Here is a 15,972-nt window from a genome sequence, read left to right as displayed (position 1 = left end):
CTTCCACCTGGCATTGATGTCGATCACGGCCCAGTCGCCGACCCGGCCCTGCCAGCTGGTCGATGCGGGTGCCGAAGCCGCACGGGGGCGATCGCCCGGACGGAGCTTTTCCCACACTGCCGGTCGTCCACTGGGCGACCCGATACGGCACAGTTTGTGCACTGCGCTCAGCGCAAGGCGGGAGGTCGGTCCTCAGACCGGTGGTTCGGGGTGTTCAGTCCTCGAGCGCGATGGGGCCGCGGCTGCGGCGCCGCAGCCGGTGGCTGTTCTTTCCCGTCGGGCGCTTGTTGCGCAATCCGCCGGATTCCGGCTCGGGCTCGCTCTCTTCGGGCTCGCCCTCGTGGGGTTCGGGTGTGGCTTCGGCCGCCGCCGTCACCTCAGCCGGTTCGGATTCCGTCTCGACGGGCGGCTCAGGTGCCGGCGACTCGGCGGTGACGTCTTCGGTGACGTCTTGGGCGACGTCTTCGGTGGCAGCTTCGTCGGCTGCGTCGGTGCCGCCGTTCTCCTCGGCTTCCTCGGCTTCCTCGGCTTCCTCGGCTTCCCCGGCGTTCTTGGCCTTCTTTTCCTTCTTCGGTTTCGGCGGCTTGGGGGGCAGCTCGGCGGTGTAGGCCAGGTTGAAGGCCAGCAGGCCGAGAACCGCGACCGCGGCCGCGGCGCCGTAGACCCCGAACAACCAGGGTCCGCCGGGCTGCAGGCTGACCCAGATCTCCGCGACGGCAGCACCCACGACGAGGACGCCGGCCAGTACGAGCAGGATCACCGACCACAGCCGCAACCGGGACGCCAACATCGGGATGGGGGACTCGGGACGACGAGACCGGAGCAGGCTCACCAGCGCCGGCAGCGCGGCCACCACGAACAGCACCCCCGTCACGACGCGCAACACCGTGCCGAGTGTGTGTGAGGTGTCGCCCATCAGCTCCCACCACCGGGGGAGGACGAACAGGAAGTACAAGACGCCGGCCAACATCCAGAACGTGAGGTGTACCGCGGTCGCGGCGGCCCGGCCCATACCCCTCCTAGATGCTGGCGTCCGAGGTGCGACCAGGTGCTATGACCCCCGGTCGCACCTCGGACAGGTGCGGAGGATAGGGGATTTGAACCCCTGAGGGCTGTTAACCCAACCCGCGTTCCAGGCGAGCGCCATAGGCCACTAGGCGAATCCTCCGTCGGCTATGGTAGCCGACCGCAGCGACCGCCTGCCCCGCCCGCCGGACGGGAGCCTGCGCGACGGGGTCCGTGGCGGGGCGTATTACACTCGCGATGGACCCCGCGCGGCGTCTATCCTGTGAACTCCCCCAGGGCCGGAAGGCAGCAAGGGTCAATGGGCTCTGGCGGGTGCGCGGGGTCCCCCTCGTGAAAGGCGCACGGTGTCGTTTCAGTCCCTGGGCCCCGATGAGCTGCAAGCCCAGCACGAATTGCAGCGCCAGAACTACGCCGATTTGCAGGCGAAGAAGCTTGCACTCGACCTCACCCGGGGAAAGCCGTCGGCGCAACAACTCGACCTGTCCAACGGTCTGCTGAGCCTGCCCGGCGAGATGTACCGGGATGAGGACGGCACCGACACCCGTAACTACGGCGGACTCAACGGACTGCCCGGACTACGGGCGATCTTCGGTGAACTGCTCGGCATCCCGGTGCCCAACCTGATCGCCGCCAACAACGCGAGCCTCGAACTCATGCACGACATCGTCGTGTTCTCGTTGCTGCACGGCGGGGTGGACTCACCGCGGCCGTGGGCCGCGGAGTCGGCGGTCAAGTTCCTGTGCCCCGCACCGGGTTACGACCGCCACTTCGCGATCACCGAGACCATGGGCATCGAAATGATCAGCGTCCCGATGCGCGAGGACGGCCCGGACATCGACCTCATCGAGGAGCTGGTCGCCGCCGACCCGGCGATCAAGGGCATGTGGTGTGTGCCGGTGTTCTCCAACCCCACCGGCACCACCTACTCCTGGGAAGTTGTCCGGCGTCTGGTCCAAATGCAAACGGCCGCACCAGATTTCCGGCTATTCTGGGACAATGCATACGCCGTGCACACACTGACCATGGACTTCCCGCGCCAGGTCGACATCCTCGGGCTCGCCGACAAGGCCGGTCACCCGCACCGGCCCTACGTGTTCGCTTCGACGTCGAAGATCACCTTCGCCGGGGCGGGGGTGAGCTTCTTCGGTGGTTCGCTGGGCAACATCGCGTGGTACCTGCAGTACGCGGGCAAGAAGTCGATCGGCCCGGACAAGGTCAACCACCTGCGTCACCTGCTGTTCTTCAAGGACGCCGACGGTGTTCGGTTGCACATGCGGCGCCATCAGCAGTTGTTGGCACCGAAGTTCGCGCTGGCGCTGGACATCCTGGATAAGCGGCTGTCGGACTCCAAGATCGCGTCTTGGACCGAGCCCAAGGGCGGCTACTTCATCAGCCTGGACGTGCTGCCCGGAACGGCCAAGCGCACGGTTGCGCTTGCCAAGGACGCCGGTATTGCCCTCACCGAGGCGGGCGCTTCGTTCCCCTACCGGAAAGACCCGGAGGACAAGAACATTCGCATCGCGCCGACGTTCCCGCCGGAGTCGGACCTCACCGACGCGATCGACGGTTTGGCGACCTGTGCGCTCCTGGCGGCCACCGAGTCGCTGCTGCACTGAGCGCCCCGGGGATGCCGTCGGACCCACGCGGATTGCGCTCGAGCGCACCGCTTCTGGATGCGTGGCTGCGGTTCTACGAAGATCCGCCGACGCCGTTCACCATTCCGGGTCACAAGCAGCGGACCGATCTCGTCGGTGACGTCATCGCCGGGGACGTGCCGCTCTACGCCGGCCTGGACACGATGAAGCTGAGTCGGGGCGTCCTGGCCGAGGCAGAAGGGCGCGCTGCGCACCTGTGGGGTGCTGACGTCTGCCGGTTCTCCGTCGGTGGCGCCACCCACGTCAACCAGGCGCTGGCGCTGGCCGTGGCTGCCGGTGCGGGCCGGCCGACCGCCGATGAGATATCCGGCAATGGCTCGGTGGTCATCAGCCGCACCCTGCATCGCTCGATGCTGCTCGGGCTGGTCCTGGCCGGCCTCACGCCGGTCTGGGTACTTCCCGAGATCGACCCGGCCACCGGTCTGCCACTCGGCGTCCCGCCCGCCACGGTAGCCGAAGCCCTGCGGTCGCACCCCGACGCGCGCGCGGTGTTCGTGGGGGACCCGTCCTATGTCGGCACCGTCGGCGACATCCGAGGGTTGGCCGATGCCGCCCACAACGGTGGCGTGCCGCTGATCGTGGACGCGGCCTGGGCGGCGCACTTCGGGTTCCATCCCGACCTACCGCGCCACCCCCTCCAACTGGGCGCCGACGCCATGGTCGTCAGCGCACACAAGACGCTGCCGGCGTGGAGCCAGGCGGCCATGGTGCTGGTCGGTGGCGGGCTGATCGACCGGGCCGCCCTGGACGCCGGGGTGGAGGCGACGCACACCACCAGCCCGGCCGGCGCCATCCTCGCCAGCATCGACGCCGCCCGCGCCCTGCTGGAACGAGACGGACCCCAGTTGCTGGGCAAAGCCCTCGCCGCGGTGCGAGCCGCCCGCGACGAATTCTGCGCCGTCGACGGACTCGTCGTCCTCGACGGACCCGCCGTCGATCCGCTCAAGCTGACGCTGGTGCTCTCCAGTACGGGTGCCGATGGCATCGCGGTCGAAAACGACCTGTTGGCCGCAGGACTTCCGGTCGAGGCGGCCGAACGGGACATGATCGTCGCGCAGGTGTCCCTGGCGGACACCCACGCCACCGTCGGCCGGCTGGTCGAGACGGTCGTCGCATCGATGCGGCGGCACCGCGGTGAACCCCGGCCCGTCGTGGCCGGCGTCGCCTACCAGATCACCCCCGTGACGGCGATGGCACCGCGGGAGGCGTTCTTCGCGCGGGCGCAGACCGTCGAGCTGAGTCAGGCGGTGGGACGGGTCAGCGTCGAACTCGTCGCGCCCTATCCGCCGGGCATACCGGTGCTGGCGCCCGGTGATCAGATCACCGAGGGGGTACTGGACGCGCTCGCCAAAGCACGAGCCGACGGTGTGCGGGTCGCCTATGCGGCCGACCCGACACTGCAGACGCTGCGAGTCGTGCGCTGAGTCACCGCGCGGAGCCTCCGTGGCGACCACGTCGGTACAGCTGAGTAACCTGCTGACTGTGGCGCTCTACCGCAAGTACCGGCCGGCAACCTTCGCCGAAGTGGTGGGCCAAGAGCACGTCACCGAACCGCTATGCACCGCGCTGGCGGCCAACCGGATCAACCACGCGTATCTGTTCTCCGGCCCCCGCGGCTGCGGCAAGACGTCCTCGGCACGCATCCTGGCCCGCTCGCTGAACTGCGAACAGGGCCCCACCCCAACGCCGTGCGGGGTGTGCGACTCCTGTGTGGCACTGGCCCCCAACGGTCCCGGCTCGGTCGACGTCGTCGAACTCGACGCCGCCAGCCACGGCGGCGTGGACGACACCCGCGAACTGCGTGACCGCGCCTTCTATGCGCCCGCCCAGTCGCGCTACCGGATCTTCATCGTCGACGAGGCGCACATGGTCACCACGGCCGGTTTCAACGCGCTGCTCAAGATCGTCGAGGAACCGCCCGAGCACCTGATCTTCGTCTTCGCCACCACCGAGCCGGAGAAGGTGCTGCCCACCATCCGCTCGCGCACCCACCACTATCCGTTCCGGCTGCTGGCCCCGCGGACCATGCGGTCGCTGATCGAGCGGATCTTGGCCTCCGAGGACGTGGAGGTCGACGACGCGGTGTTCCCGCTGGTGATCCGCGCCGGCGGTGGCTCGCCCCGCGACACGTTGAGCGTGCTGGACCAGTTGCTTGCCGGCGCCCAAGACAACCGGGTGCACTACCAGCGGGCGCTGGCCCTGCTCGGCGCCACCGATGTGGCCCTGATCGACGACGCTGTCGACGCCCTGGCCGCCGGCGATGCCGCGGCGCTGTTCGGGGCGGTCGAGTCGGTGATCGACGCCGGGCACGACCCGCGCCGGTTCGGCACCGACCTGCTGGAGCGTTTCCGGGATCTCATTGTGCTGCAAGCGGTTCCCGATGCTGCCAGCCGCGGTGTGGTGGACGCTCCCGACGACGTCCTGGACCGGATGCGAGATCAGGCCGCCCGGATCGGCCCGGCGACGCTGGCCCGCTACGCCGAGGTGGTGCACGCCGGGCTGGGTGAGATGCGCGGTGCGACCGCGCCGCGGCTGCTGCTCGAGGTGGTCTGCGCCCGCCTGCTGCTGCCTTCGGCCAGCGACACCGAAGCCGCGCTGTTGCAGCGCATCGAGCGCATCGAGACCCGCCTCGACATCTCGATTCCCGCTGCCGAAGCCGCCATGGGGACATCGGCCGCCCCGCCGGCGAAGCAGTACGTGCGCAAGACGCAGACCCAGGCGCCGTCGGCTGCTGCTGCGCAGCCGGCGTCGGCCCCAACCACCCCCCCGACCCCGACCCCGACCCCGATCCCGACCCCGCCGCCTGTCGCCAAGCCCGAGCCGGTGGCCGCGCCGGAACCGGTCGCCGAACCGGAACCGGTCCCCACCCCGGAGCCGGTGGCCCGGCCCGAGCCGGTCGCCATGTCGGTCGCCGAACCGTCGGCCGCGCCGGTGGCTGCGCCGAAGCCCGTCGCGGCGTCCGAGCCGCCCGCTGCTTCTGCCCCCGCTGCCGAACCCAATGCGGCCGCCGTGCGCAGCATGTGGTCGACGGTGCGCGACAAGGTCCGCGACCGCAGCAAGCCCCTCTACGCGATGTTGGATGCCGCGATCGTCCGGTCGGTCGAGGGCGACACCCTGGTGCTGGCGCACCCGTCGGCCCCGCTGGCCAAGCGACTGTGCGAGCAGCGCAACGCCGACGTCATCAAGGATGCGCTCAAGGATGCGCTGGGGGTGAACTGGAAGGTGGTGTGCGAGGTCGGCGTCGGCCAGCCGGCGCCCGAGGCCGAGCCGCTGCCGCCCGAGCCCGCCCCCGACCCCGTCCAGGTGCAGCGCGCCGAAGAGGACAGCATGATCGCCGAGGTCGGCCGCGACGACGATGCGGGCCCGCGCCGCGATCCCGAAGAGGTCGCCCTCGAGCTGCTGCAGACCGAGCTGGGCGCGCGCAAGATCGAAAGCTAGCGCGGGCCGCGCCCGGTAGATCGCTTGACCGGTCCCGACCCTGGCCTTGTGAACCAGCCAGGCGGACTCTGTGTCTTTGCTGTGCCCTCACTGAATTCGTGGGTTTCGCAGCGCGCCTCGGGACGAACCCCTCTACCGTCGATCCCGTTCAACGGTGCGACTCGAGGCAGGATGCTCATGACCTTCATCTGGCGCCGGCTGGTGACAGCCGCACTGGCTTGCGGTGCGTTCACCTTGCTGGCCGCGGCACCTTCGGCAGCCGCCGACCCCAACCCCGATGCGCCGCCCAACTGCACCGTCGCCGACCTGGAGGGTGTGCGCACCGGCGTTCAGTTCGCCACCTCGGCGTATCTGTTCACCCACCCCGACGTGAACGCGTTCTTCACCAGCCTGGCTGGGCTGCCGCGCGATCAGGTGCTGGCCAAGGTGAAGGCATACATGGCTGCCAATCCCCAAGTGAAGGACGACATCACGGGCATCCGGCAACCGCTGCAGGACATCAAGAATCGCTGCGGGGCGGGGACGGCGCCCAACCCGGTGTGATCGCTAGGCCGTCCACCACGGACGCAGCGGCAGCCCGCCGTCACTGCCCTTCTGGTCGAGCTTGACGGCCAGCACCTGGTGCAGCTGAACCACATTCGTCTCGAAGCCCAGCCGGGAGCCGGCCATGTACAGGCCCCACACCTTGGCAGTAGCCAGGCCGACCTCTTCGACGGCCTCGTCCCAGTGCTCGACGAGATTGCGGCACCAGTCCCGCAGCGTCATCGCGTAGTGGTGGCGCAGGTTCTCCTCGTGTACCACCTCGAGTCCGGCGTCCTGAATCTCGGTGATGATGCGCCCCGACCCCGTCAGCTCCCCGTCGGGGAACACGTAGCGGTCGATGAAACCCCCTGCGCTGGGCCCGGTCCGGTTGTTCGGACGGGTGATGCAGTGGTTGAGCAGTAGGCCGCCGGTACGCAGCTTGGACTTGAGGAAACCGAAGTACGAGGGGTAGTTGGCCACCCCGATGTGTTCGGTCAGCCCGATCGAGGACACCGCGTCGAAGCCGCTCTCCAGCACGTCGCGGTAGTCGCAGTGCCGGACCTCGGCCAGGTCGGCCAGACCCTGTTCGGCGATCGCCTTCTGCGCCCAGGTCGCCTGCTCGCGGGAAAGGGTCACACCGATGGCTTTCACACCGTGGCGTGCCGCGTAGCGGACCATGCCACCCCAGCCGCAGCCCACGTCGAGCAGCCGGTCGCCCGGCTTCAGACGCAGCTTCTCGAACACCAGGCGGTACTTGTTCTCCTGCGCCTCTTCCAGCGTCGCTTCCGCGGTCGGGTAGCAGGCGCAGGTGTAGGTCATCGACGGGCCCAGCACCCACTCGTAGAACGTGTTGGACACGTCGTAGTGGTGGTGGATGGCCTCGGCGTCGCGCTTCTTGCTGTGCCGCAGGCCCTCCGCCATCCGGCGCCACCGGGGCAGCGCCTCCTGCGGCGGCGGGGCGATGGGCTTGAGGTGCTCGATGCCGATCGAGCGGATGATGTCGACTAGCACCCGCGCCGGCGGCCGCTTGAAGTCCAGCTTCTGGGCCAGTGCCTTGAGCAGCTCGTACGGGTCGCCCGGGTGCACACCCTGGGTCTGTAGGTCACCGGCCACATAGGCGCGGGCCAATCCCAGGTCACCCGGCGCTGTCGCCAGGTAGGTGGTGCCCCGCGGGGTGAGCAGCTCCAGGCCCAGCTCGGCCTCGGCCGGGCCGGCGCTGCTGCCGTCGTAGGCGGAGAACTTCAACGGCAGTTCGCCGCCGGCGGCGAAGAGCTCCAAGATCTCGGCCAGGCTCAGCTTTCCGGAGGACGTGGGGGACAGGTTGTCACGGAAGGTCGTCATCGTCTCTGCACCGCCTTTGCGTAGAGGTCAAGCAACCGGGAATCGGGGTCGTAGGTCTTCTTGACGGTCTGGTACGTCTCGCCGCCGTAGAGCTCGTCAAACTCCTCGCGGGTGTAAAACGCGTCCGAGTACAGCGATTTGTGACCGTCGAGCTCGCTGATCTTGGTCTCGATCAGGCGATTGGTATACCCCGGACCCGGTTCGATTCCCGGGTCGCTGCGCTCCTGCCCGCCGGTGCCGACCGGCACCGACGACCAGAACCCCACGTTGACGTAGGTATGGCCGCCCCGCAGCGGATAGAGCGGCCACCCGCCGGCGTCGTGCAGACGCAGCGGGCACAGCCACAGCGGTTCGATGGGGATTTCGTCTAGGAACCAGGTCAGGAACTCCTGGCAGCGCTCGATCGGCACCTCCACGTCCTGCACGACCCGTTCCCGGGGCGGACGGCCGTGCCGGGCTTCGATCCGGTCGGCGATGTTGAACCGCTGGTCGAAGGCGATCAGCTTCCAATAGACGCTGCTGCGGCGGTAGCGTCGCGGCCACAACCGGCGCAGCTTGGGGTTTTGCGCGCCGAAGGCGCGGGAGCACCAGAACCAGTCGGTGTCCCAGCGCCACAGGTAGTCGTGGATCGTCAGGCGGTCGTCCTTGACGGCCCCGTCTTTTCCGGGGTGCTGGATGGACCGGTAGTAGATGTCCTGACCGGTGTAGTCGCTGACCGCGCCGGCGGAGGCGGTCTGCACGCCCACGCACAGGTAGCTCTCGTCGGCGCTGAACACCACGCCGTCGAGGTAGTCGACGCGCGTCCCGTCGTACCCGCCGGTCTCGATGATGCGGTCCATCGCGGCGATCAGGTCGGCCAGCGAGTGGAACCGCAGGTGCTTGAGCGCGACGAACGGCTTCACGGGTTCGAGCTCGATCCGCAATCGAACCGAATAGCCGAGTGTGCCATAGGAATTCGGAAAGCTTCGAAACAGGTCGGAGTGCTCGTCGCGGCTGGCCGTCACTATCTCGCCCGAGCCGGTCAGGATGTCCATCTCGAGCACCGACTCGTGCGGCAGCCCGTTGCGGAACGACGTCGACTCGATGCCGAGCCCGGTCACCGCTCCGCCGAGGGTGATGGTCTTCAGTTGCGGCACCACCAGCGGGGCCAGCCCGTAGGGCAGAGTCGCGGCGACGAGGTCCTCGTAGGTGCACATCCCCGCCACGTCGGCGGTCCTGGCGTCGGCGTCGACGGAGATCACCCCGGTCAGCCCGGAGGTGTCCAGTCCCGGTGCGTCGCGTTTGGCGCGGGCGCGGAACAGGTTGGAGGTCGGCTTGGCCAGGCGCACGGAAGCGCTCGGCGGGATGGCGTGATAGCTGGCCAGAAGCCGCTCCACGCCCTGCGTATGAGCTGTCGGTGCTGCGGAAACAGACACACGACTACGCTAGTCCGCAGTCACAGTCGATGCGACCGCACGGTTGGTGCGGCACGCCGGACATCACCGCTACCCGAGGAGTATCACCTGATGGGACAGGTCAGCGCGGCCAGCACGATCCTGATCGACGCCGAACCTGCGGCCGTGCTCACAGCGGTCGCCGACTACCAGGGCCTACGACCGAAGATCCTGTCCCCGCAGTACAGCGAGTATCAGGTGCTCCAGGGTGGGCAGGGCCAGGGCACCGTTGCCAAGTGGAAGCTGCAGGCCACCAAGTCGCGGGTGCGTGAGGTGCAGGCGACCGTCGACGTGGCCGGCCACACCGTCATCGAGAAGGACGCCAACTCCTCGATGGTGACCAACTGGACCGTCGCGCCGGCCGGACCGGGCTCCAGCGTCACCGTCAAGACCACCTGGACCGGGGCGGGCGGGGTGAAGGGCTTCTTCGAGAAGACGTTCGCGCCGCTGGGCCTGCGCCGGATCCAGGGTGAGGTACTGGCCAACCTCAAGAAGGAACTCGAAAAATAGTTCTGGGTCGCTCAGCTGGTTCGCGGCGGCTGGGTGGCGAGGAACGCCGCGATGCCCTGCACGACGGCGGCGGCGTACTTCTGCCGTCCTTCGGCGCTTTCCATCAGTGCGGAGTCGGCCGGGTTCTTCATGTTCCCCAGTTCGACGAGGACCGCCGGGTACTGCGCCAGGTTGAGCCCGGCGAGGTCCGCGCGGCCGTAGAGCCCGTCGGAGCCGATGTAGTTGGCGGCTGGCAAGCCGGACGCCAGGAGCTGATCGCGCATGGTGCGGGCTAGCTGAACCGACGGGCCGGCCTGGGCCTGGTTCAGTGGCGGGTTGGAGTAGTTGACGTGGAAGCCGCGGCCGGTCGCCGGGCCGCCGTCGGCATGGATGGAGATGATCGCGTTGGGTTGCAGCGCGTTGGCCATCGCCGCGCGTTCGTCGATGCAGGCCGCCACCTGGTTGTCGTTGCCGCGCGACATCGCCGTGCGCACCCCGAGCTGGGTCAGTGCCTGCCGGATAAGCAGCACGGTGTCCCAGTTGAAGGTGTGCTCGGGGAAGCCGTCGTTGGTGGCGGTGCCCGAGGTCTGGCAGTCCTTGGTGCCACCGCGACCGGTCGGTACCTGCTTGGTCATCGAGGCGTCGTTGGCGCCGTTGTGGCCGGGATCGAGGAAGACGATCATCCCGGCGATGTTGCCGGGGGCGGCATGGCCCAGCGGCGTCGTCACGGTGGAGGAGGCGGCGAGCATCATTGCGGTACATGCTGCGGCCACGACACGCATGCGGGTGGACATAAGCACGCGCGTCACCGTAACTCTTCGGCGTCTAGGCTTGAAGTCGCTGACCGCCCGGAACCGCAGGCGCAACCAAGTCGAGACCAACCCGCAAGGAGACTGTCATGCAACCCGGTGAGGTGCCGAACCTGGAGGGCTTCCGCGAGCGGGCGGAGCAGATGCGCGACCAGCTCATGCCGGGCCTGCAGGCCGCGCTTGCCCAGGCGCAGGAGATGCAGCAGAAGCTGATGGAGGCGCAGGCGGCGCTGGCCGCCTCCGAGGTGCACGGACAGGCCGGCGGCGGACTGGTGCAGGTGACCATGAAGGGCAGCGGCGAGATCGCCGGCGTGCGGATCGACCCGAAGGTGGTCAACCCCGACGACGTGGAGACCCTGCAGGACCTCATCGTCGGTGCCCTCGCCGACGCCGCGCGGCAGTTCGCCATCCTGGCGCAGACCCACCTCGGACCGCTGGCCGGCCAGGCCGGACAGGCCGGCGCACCGGGGCTTGCGGAGTCCTGACGTTGTACCGCCATGTTTGAGGGTCCCGTCCAGGATTTGATCGACGAGCTCGGCAAGTTGCCGGGCATCGGTCCCAAGAGTGCGCAGCGCATCGCCTTCCACCTGCTGTCGGTGGAGCCGCCGGACATCGACCGGCTGACCGCGGTGCTGGGCCGGGTGCGCGACGGTGTGCAGTTCTGCGACATGTGCGGCAACGTCTCCGATGCGGAGCGCTGCCGTATCTGCAGCGATGCCCGCCGCGACGGCACCCAGGTGTGTGTGGTCGAGGAGCCCAAGGACGTGCAGGCCGTCGAACGCACCCGTGAATTCCGTGGCCGCTACCACGTGCTGGGCGGCGCACTGGACCCGCTGTCCGGGATCGGACCGGACCAGTTGCGAATTCGCCAGCTGCTCAACAGAATTGGTGAGCGCGTTGACGGCGTGGACATCACCGAGGTCATCATCGCCACCGACCCGAACACCGAGGGTGAGGCGACCGCCACCTATCTGGTGCGGATCCTGCGCGATATTCCCGGGCTGACCGTCTCCCGGATCGCCTCCGGGCTACCGATGGGCGGTGACCTGGAGTTCGCCGACGAGCTGACCCTGGGCCGGGCGCTGTCCGGCCGCCGGCAGATGGTGTAGCTCCCCCCTCGAGCCCGCTCCTCGCCCAAACCGACACTTCGCAGCAGAAGTGCGAGTAGATCGCGACATTTCGTCGATCTGGGTCAGTTGTCGGACCTCGAGGCGACGATGCCGACATGACTGGAGTATTTCTCGGCAGAGAGGCGCTGGCCGACGGCCTGTCGCGCCACGATCTACAGCGCTGGTACCGACGGATATACCGGGGCGTCTACATCCCGAAGTTCGTCACGCCCGCACTGAGCGAGCGCACCGTTGGTGCGTGGCTGACCACCGACCGCACGGGCATCATCGGCGGAGTGGCAGCGTCTGCGCTGCATGGGGCGCAATGGGTCGACGACGATGAACCGATCGAAGTCTTTGTCAATGAACGACGGCGGCAACCCGGGTTGGCTGTCCGAATGGACCGGATCGCCGACGATGAGGTCGTAACGGTTGACGGCCTCCCGGTGACGACGCCGTCGCGGACGGCCTTCGATCTGGGTCGATACAACAAGCGCACGATGGCGCTGGCTCGCCTTGACGCGTTGATGCGAGCGGCGCCGTTCGCTGTCGAAGACGTGGAGATGATCATGCGGCGATATGGGCCGGTTCGAGGTATTCGGCAGCTCCGCGACTTGCTGCCACTGGTCGACGCGGGTGCGGAGTCTCCGAAGGAAAGCTGGCTTCGCCTACTGCTGATCGACGGCGGACTACCGGCACCCGAGACTCAGATTCCGATCTGCGACGGCGGAGTTCCGGTCGCGTTTCTCGACATGGGATATCGCGACATCAAGCTTGCTGTCGAGTACGACGGCGACCAACACCGCAGCGACCGTCGGCAGTACGTCCGAGACATTCGGCGGCTGGCTATGGTCGAACGGCGCGGGTGGGAAGTCATTCGCGTCATCGCCGAAGACAGACAGGCTGAGGTGCTATTGCGGGTGAAGGAGGCTTTTCTTCGTCTGGGTGGTGCCGAAATCGACGAAATGCCGCGATCTGCTCGCACTTTCGCTGCGTAATGTCGGTTTGGGCGCAAGGAGGAACAGAGCTCAGGCGCGACGGGGTGCGGCCAGCCGTTCCCGGCGCAGCCGGTCGACCTCGGCCACCTCCAACGGCTCCAACGGCCCGACCACCCGCGACAGCAGCAGGTCGGCCAGCTCGGGATTGCGGGCCAGGCACGGCCCGTGCAGATACGTGGCGACCACGCTGCCCTGCACCGCACCGTCGTACCCGTCGCCGTCGCGGTTGCCCGCACCTTTGACGACGGCGGCCAGCGGGCGGGCATCCGGGCCCAGAACCGTTCCGCCGCGGTGATTCTCGAAACCGGTCAACTGCTGCGACAAGCCCTCGACCAACGGTGTGGACACCACCTCGCCGATCGTGCGCTCGGGCTGCGGCGAGGTGGTCACGTCGAGCATTCCCACACCTTCGACCCGCTCACCGGCCGACGTCTCATACCAATGGCCGAGTACCTGGATCGCCGCGCAGATGGCCAGCACCGGCGCACCCCGCGCGGCTGCACGCTGTAAACCCTGATGATTCAGAAGATGTTTGGTGGCCAGGCGTTGGGCGTAGTCCTCCGCACCGCCGAGGGTGTAGAGATCCAGCGAGTCGGGCACCGCGTCGGCAAGAGTGATCTCGACGATCTCGGCCGGGATTCCGCGCAGCCGCAACCGCTGTCGCAGCACCACGGCATTGCCGCTGTCGCCGTAGGTGCCCATGACGTCGGGCAGGACCAGCCCGATCCGTACGGTCTCAGCCATTGCGCCCCAGCGTTCGGTTCAACTGCAAGAAGGCGGTGTAGTTGGCGACGACCTCGACGTGCCCCTTGGGGCAGGAGTTGATCGCGTCGATCGTGTTGTGCACCAATGTGTGTGGCACGCCGGCGTAGCCCAGCCGGACCGCCAGGTCGGTGCCGCGTTCGCCGGCGGCGACCACCGGCACGCCTTCGAAGTGCTCGAAGTTGACGTCCCACAACCAGGACAGGTCCTCGCCGTCGGGCACCTGGCCGTTGACGGCGATCACCACGCCCTCGGCGCTGGTGTCGACCATCGACAGTGCCTCCTGCCAGCCGGCCGGGTTCTTGGCCAACAGGATTCGCGCGGTGTGCTCGCCCATCGGCACCGTGCGGTAGCGCCCGGCCACCTCGTCGACCTGTGAGACGGCGGCCACCGCCGCGGCCGGATCGGCGCCGAGCGCGACGGCCGCGGCGACCGCCTGCGCGGCGTTGCCGCGATTGACGTTGCCGGGCAACGACAATCGCATCGGCAGCTCCAGCCCGCCGGGGCCGTAGAGCGTGGACTCGTCGAACCACCATTGCGGTGTGGGCCGCTTGAAATCGCTGCCGGTGGAGTACCAGTGCCCCCCGTCGCGGACGATCACCTCGCCGCTGCGCGGACAGCTCACCGAGTCGTTGGCCCAGCCGCCACCGGCGGCCACCCACACCACGCGCGGGCAGTCGTAGGCGGCCGACGTCATCAGTACGTCGTCGCAGTTGGCCACGACGATCGCCTCGGGATGGCGGGCCAGCCCGGCCCGCAGCGTCCGTTCGATGTGGTTGATCTCGCCGACCCGGTCGAGCTGATCGCGCGACAGGTTCAGCAGCACGATTACCGCCGGGTGCACCGCGTCGCAGACGTGCGGTACGTGCATCTCGTCGACCTCGAGCGCGGCCAGCTTCGCGTCGCGGGCGCCGGCCAGCGCCGCAACCAGCCCGGCGTCCATGTTGGCGCCCTCGGCGTTGGTCGCGACACGACCGAGAGTGCCCAGCGCCGCCGCGGTCATCCGAGTGGTGGTGGATTTGCCGTTGGTCCCGGTCACGACGACGGTGCGCCGGCCCGCTCCGAGCTGGCCCAGCACCGAGCTGTCCAGCGTCATCGCAACCAGGCCGCCGATCATGGCACCCGCTCCGCGGCCGGTGACCCGAGAGGCCCAGCGCGCGGCGGAGCCGGCGGCCAGCGCGGCACGCCCCCGGGGAGTCATCGTCGGCCTGGGCATCGCAGAGCAGTTTATGCCGACCCTGTCGCCCCGGCCCGACACGGATCTGATGTACCGGGTGCTGTCAGGGGTGCGTGCCATCCTGACTGTGTGAGCCACACCTGGGGCCGACCCGCCGACGAGCCGAGCAACGGCTGGGTCGTCGTGGATGTCGAGACCTCGGGCTTCCGGCCTGGTCACGCTCGTGTCATCAGCCTGGCCGCGCTGGCGCTGGACCCGGACGGCCGCATCGAGCATTCGGTGGTCAGCCTGCTCAACCCCGGTGTCGACCCCGGCCCGACGCACATCCACGGACTGACCGCCGAGATGCTGGAGGATCAGCCGACCTTCGGTGAGATCGCGGCCGACGTCGTCGAGCTGCTGCACGGGCGCACGCTGGTCGCGCACAACGTGGCCTTCGACTATGCCTTCCTGGCCAGTGAGGCCGAGATCAGCGAGACCGTGCTGCCGATCGACACCGTCATGTGCACCGTCGAACTGGCCCGCCGGCTGGACCTCGGTCTGGAGAATCTTCGGCTGGAGACCCTGGCCCGGCACTGGGGAATCGCCCAGACTCGCGCCCACGACGCTTTCGACGACGCGCTGGTGCTGTCCCGTGTCCTCACGCCGGCATTGGCCCGGGCCCGTGACCGTGAGGTGTGGCTGCCGGTCCGCCCGGCGACCCGGCGCCGCTGGCCCAACGGCCGAATCACTCACGACGAGCTGCGGCCGTTGAAGATGCTGGCCTCCCGGATGCCCTGCCCGTACCTCAACCCCGGACCGTTCCGTCGGGGCGGCCCACTGGTCCAGGGCATGCGGGTGGCGCTGTCGGCCGAGGTGGACCGCACCCACGAGGAGCTCGTCGAGCGGATCATTCACGCCGGTCTGGCCTACACCGACGCGGTGGACCCGCAGACGTCGCTAGTGATCTGCAACGAGCCCACACCCGAACAGGGCAAGGGCTATCTGGCCCGTGAACTCGGCGTGCCGGTGGTGTCCGACCGGCAGTTCATGGATTCGGTCGGGTCGGTGGTCTCCGGAACCGGGATCGACGACTTCGTTCCCTCGGTCGACCAGGGTCAGCAGTTCGCGTTGTTCTGAGCAGTAGCCGCGCTGGCAGCGGTTTGCCGAATCGTGCGGTCGGTGCCGATTCCCGTGACCGGACCTTCGGTCGCTTTCGGTGAGTGTTTGCCTG

Annotated in this window: 15 protein-coding genes, 1 tRNA gene and 1 other RNA gene; 10 read left to right on the top strand and 7 right to left on the bottom strand. The window is 68.5% G+C overall.

The annotated features are described in order from the left end of the window. Nucleotides 1-214: 214 nt before the first annotated feature. Nucleotides 215-1,012, bottom strand: coding sequence for a lipid uptake coordinator LucA (locus ACXDF8_RS00180; RefSeq protein ID WP_457221231.1), 798 nt, complete (start codon nucleotides 1,010-1,012; stop codon nucleotides 215-217). A gap of 70 nt (nucleotides 1,013-1,082) precedes the next feature. After that, a tRNA-Ser gene (locus ACXDF8_RS00175) sits at nucleotides 1,083-1,168 on the bottom strand. 93 nt (nucleotides 1,169-1,261) lie between these two features. Here ACXDF8_RS00175 and ffs point away from each other — a divergent pair. The 5 genes from ffs to ACXDF8_RS00150 all read left to right on the top strand — a co-directional run bounded on the left by ffs (nucleotide 1,262) and on the right by ACXDF8_RS00150 (nucleotide 6,662). Next, nucleotides 1,262-1,358, top strand: an RNA gene (gene ffs / locus ACXDF8_RS00170) — signal recognition particle sRNA small type. A 12-nt stretch (nucleotides 1,359-1,370) separates the two neighbouring features. Then, nucleotides 1,371-2,642 carry an aspartate aminotransferase type Ic gene (locus ACXDF8_RS00165; RefSeq protein ID WP_457221230.1) on the top strand — a complete coding sequence of 424 codons (1,272 nt, stop codon included), beginning with the start codon at nucleotides 1,371-1,373 and terminating at the stop codon, nucleotides 2,640-2,642. Nucleotides 2,643-2,653: 11 nt separating this feature from the next. Continuing rightward, entirely contained in the window at nucleotides 2,654-4,105 is a 1,452-nt protein-coding gene (locus ACXDF8_RS00160) for an aminotransferase class I/II-fold pyridoxal phosphate-dependent enzyme (protein WP_457221229.1), read from the top strand. A gap of 58 nt (nucleotides 4,106-4,163) precedes the next feature. Continuing rightward, nucleotides 4,164-6,119 (top strand): DNA polymerase III subunits gamma/tau, encoded by a 1,956-nt coding sequence (locus tag ACXDF8_RS00155; RefSeq protein ID WP_457221683.1) that lies wholly within the window; start codon nucleotides 4,164-4,166, stop codon nucleotides 6,117-6,119. 177 nt (nucleotides 6,120-6,296) lie between these two features. Beyond that, the gene (locus ACXDF8_RS00150; RefSeq protein ID WP_457221228.1) at nucleotides 6,297-6,662 is read left to right on the top strand and encodes a heme-binding protein; all 366 of its coding nucleotides are present in this window, start codon (nucleotides 6,297-6,299) and stop codon (nucleotides 6,660-6,662) included. Between the two features lie 3 nt (nucleotides 6,663-6,665). Here the strand turns inward: ACXDF8_RS00150 and ACXDF8_RS00145 are convergent, their stop codons facing one another. Further along, a complete protein-coding gene (locus tag ACXDF8_RS00145; protein ID WP_457221227.1) occupies nucleotides 6,666-7,982 on the bottom strand; it encodes a class I SAM-dependent methyltransferase in 1,317 nt (438 codons plus the stop codon). Then, nucleotides 7,979-9,397 carry an FAD-binding oxidoreductase gene (locus ACXDF8_RS00140; protein ID WP_457221226.1) on the bottom strand — a complete coding sequence of 473 codons (1,419 nt, stop codon included), beginning with the start codon at nucleotides 9,395-9,397 and terminating at the stop codon, nucleotides 7,979-7,981. Before ACXDF8_RS00140 ends, ACXDF8_RS00145 begins: the two co-directional genes overlap by 4 nt. Nucleotides 9,398-9,487: 90 nt before the next feature. Here ACXDF8_RS00140 and ACXDF8_RS00135 point away from each other — a divergent pair, with 90 nt between their 5' ends. Beyond that, the gene (locus tag ACXDF8_RS00135; protein ID WP_457221225.1) at nucleotides 9,488-9,925 is read left to right on the top strand and encodes an SRPBCC family protein; all 438 of its coding nucleotides are present in this window, start codon (nucleotides 9,488-9,490) and stop codon (nucleotides 9,923-9,925) included. 11 nt (nucleotides 9,926-9,936) lie between these two features. Here the strand turns inward: ACXDF8_RS00135 and ACXDF8_RS00130 are convergent, their stop codons facing one another. After that, nucleotides 9,937-10,656, bottom strand: a complete 720-nt coding sequence (locus ACXDF8_RS00130; RefSeq protein ID WP_457221682.1) for an Rv3717 family N-acetylmuramoyl-L-alanine amidase — start codon at nucleotides 10,654-10,656, stop codon at nucleotides 9,937-9,939. Between the two features lie 200 nt (nucleotides 10,657-10,856). On the opposite strand from ACXDF8_RS00130, the gene ACXDF8_RS00125 reads away from it, so the two are divergent. The 3 genes from ACXDF8_RS00125 to ACXDF8_RS00115 all read left to right on the top strand — a co-directional run bounded on the left by ACXDF8_RS00125 (nucleotide 10,857) and on the right by ACXDF8_RS00115 (nucleotide 12,820). Further along, nucleotides 10,857-11,198: a YbaB/EbfC family nucleoid-associated protein gene (locus ACXDF8_RS00125; protein WP_457221681.1), complete on the top strand. Its 342-nt coding sequence runs from the start codon at nucleotides 10,857-10,859 to the stop codon at nucleotides 11,196-11,198. Between the two features lie 12 nt (nucleotides 11,199-11,210). Further along, nucleotides 11,211-11,822: a recombination mediator RecR gene (recR, locus tag ACXDF8_RS00120; protein WP_457221224.1), complete on the top strand. Its 612-nt coding sequence runs from the start codon at nucleotides 11,211-11,213 to the stop codon at nucleotides 11,820-11,822. 116 nt (nucleotides 11,823-11,938) lie between these two features. Beyond that, a complete protein-coding gene (locus ACXDF8_RS00115) occupies nucleotides 11,939-12,820 on the top strand; it encodes a type IV toxin-antitoxin system AbiEi family antitoxin (RefSeq protein ID WP_457221223.1) in 882 nt (293 codons plus the stop codon). A gap of 30 nt (nucleotides 12,821-12,850) precedes the next feature. Here ACXDF8_RS00115 and ACXDF8_RS00110 read toward each other — a convergent pair whose 3' ends face one another. Further along, nucleotides 12,851-13,564: a type 1 glutamine amidotransferase gene (locus ACXDF8_RS00110; RefSeq protein WP_457221222.1), complete on the bottom strand. Its 714-nt coding sequence runs from the start codon at nucleotides 13,562-13,564 to the stop codon at nucleotides 12,851-12,853. Further along, entirely contained in the window at nucleotides 13,557-14,798 is a 1,242-nt protein-coding gene (locus ACXDF8_RS00105; protein WP_457221221.1) for a MurT ligase domain-containing protein, read from the bottom strand. Before ACXDF8_RS00105 ends, ACXDF8_RS00110 begins: the two co-directional genes overlap by 8 nt. A gap of 90 nt (nucleotides 14,799-14,888) precedes the next feature. Here ACXDF8_RS00105 and ACXDF8_RS00100 point away from each other — a divergent pair, with 90 nt between their 5' ends. Then, nucleotides 14,889-15,878: a DEDDh family exonuclease gene (locus ACXDF8_RS00100; protein WP_457221220.1), complete on the top strand. Its 990-nt coding sequence runs from the start codon at nucleotides 14,889-14,891 to the stop codon at nucleotides 15,876-15,878. Nucleotides 15,879-15,972: the final 94 nt, after the last annotated feature.

This window comes from Mycolicibacterium sp. CBM1 (assembly GCF_054073305.1).
The sequence above is the reverse complement of the archived record's forward strand: the minus strand, read 5'-3'. Positions and strand labels throughout refer to the sequence as shown.

Excerpts from the sequence above, each read along its gene's own strand:
- ACXDF8_RS00135 (WP_457221225.1), top strand. The coding sequence starts at position 9,488 with ATGGGACAGGTCAGCGCGGCCAGCACGATCCTGATCGACGCCGAACCT.
- ACXDF8_RS00115 (WP_457221223.1), top strand. The coding sequence starts at position 11,939 with ATGACTGGAGTATTTCTCGGCAGAGAGGCGCTGGCCGACGGCCTGTCG.
- recR (WP_457221224.1), top strand. The coding sequence starts at position 11,211 with ATGTTTGAGGGTCCCGTCCAGGATTTGATCGACGAGCTCGGCAAGTTG.
- ACXDF8_RS00125 (WP_457221681.1), top strand. The coding sequence starts at position 10,857 with ATGCGCGACCAGCTCATGCCGGGCCTGCAGGCCGCGCTTGCCCAGGCG.
- ACXDF8_RS00180 (WP_457221231.1), bottom strand. The coding sequence starts at position 1,012 with ATGGGCCGGGCCGCCGCGACCGCGGTACACCTCACGTTCTGGATGTTG.
- ACXDF8_RS00150 (WP_457221228.1), top strand. The coding sequence starts at position 6,297 with ATGACCTTCATCTGGCGCCGGCTGGTGACAGCCGCACTGGCTTGCGGT.
- ACXDF8_RS00130 (WP_457221682.1), bottom strand. The coding sequence starts at position 10,656 with ATGATGCTCGCCGCCTCCTCCACCGTGACGACGCCGCTGGGCCATGCC.
- ACXDF8_RS00105 (WP_457221221.1), bottom strand. The coding sequence starts at position 14,798 with ATGCCCAGGCCGACGATGACTCCCCGGGGGCGTGCCGCGCTGGCCGCC.
- ACXDF8_RS00145 (WP_457221227.1), bottom strand. The coding sequence starts at position 7,982 with ATGACGACCTTCCGTGACAACCTGTCCCCCACGTCCTCCGGAAAGCTG.
- ACXDF8_RS00160 (WP_457221229.1), top strand. The coding sequence starts at position 2,654 with ATGCCGTCGGACCCACGCGGATTGCGCTCGAGCGCACCGCTTCTGGAT.
- ACXDF8_RS00110 (WP_457221222.1), bottom strand. The coding sequence starts at position 13,564 with ATGGCTGAGACCGTACGGATCGGGCTGGTCCTGCCCGACGTCATGGGC.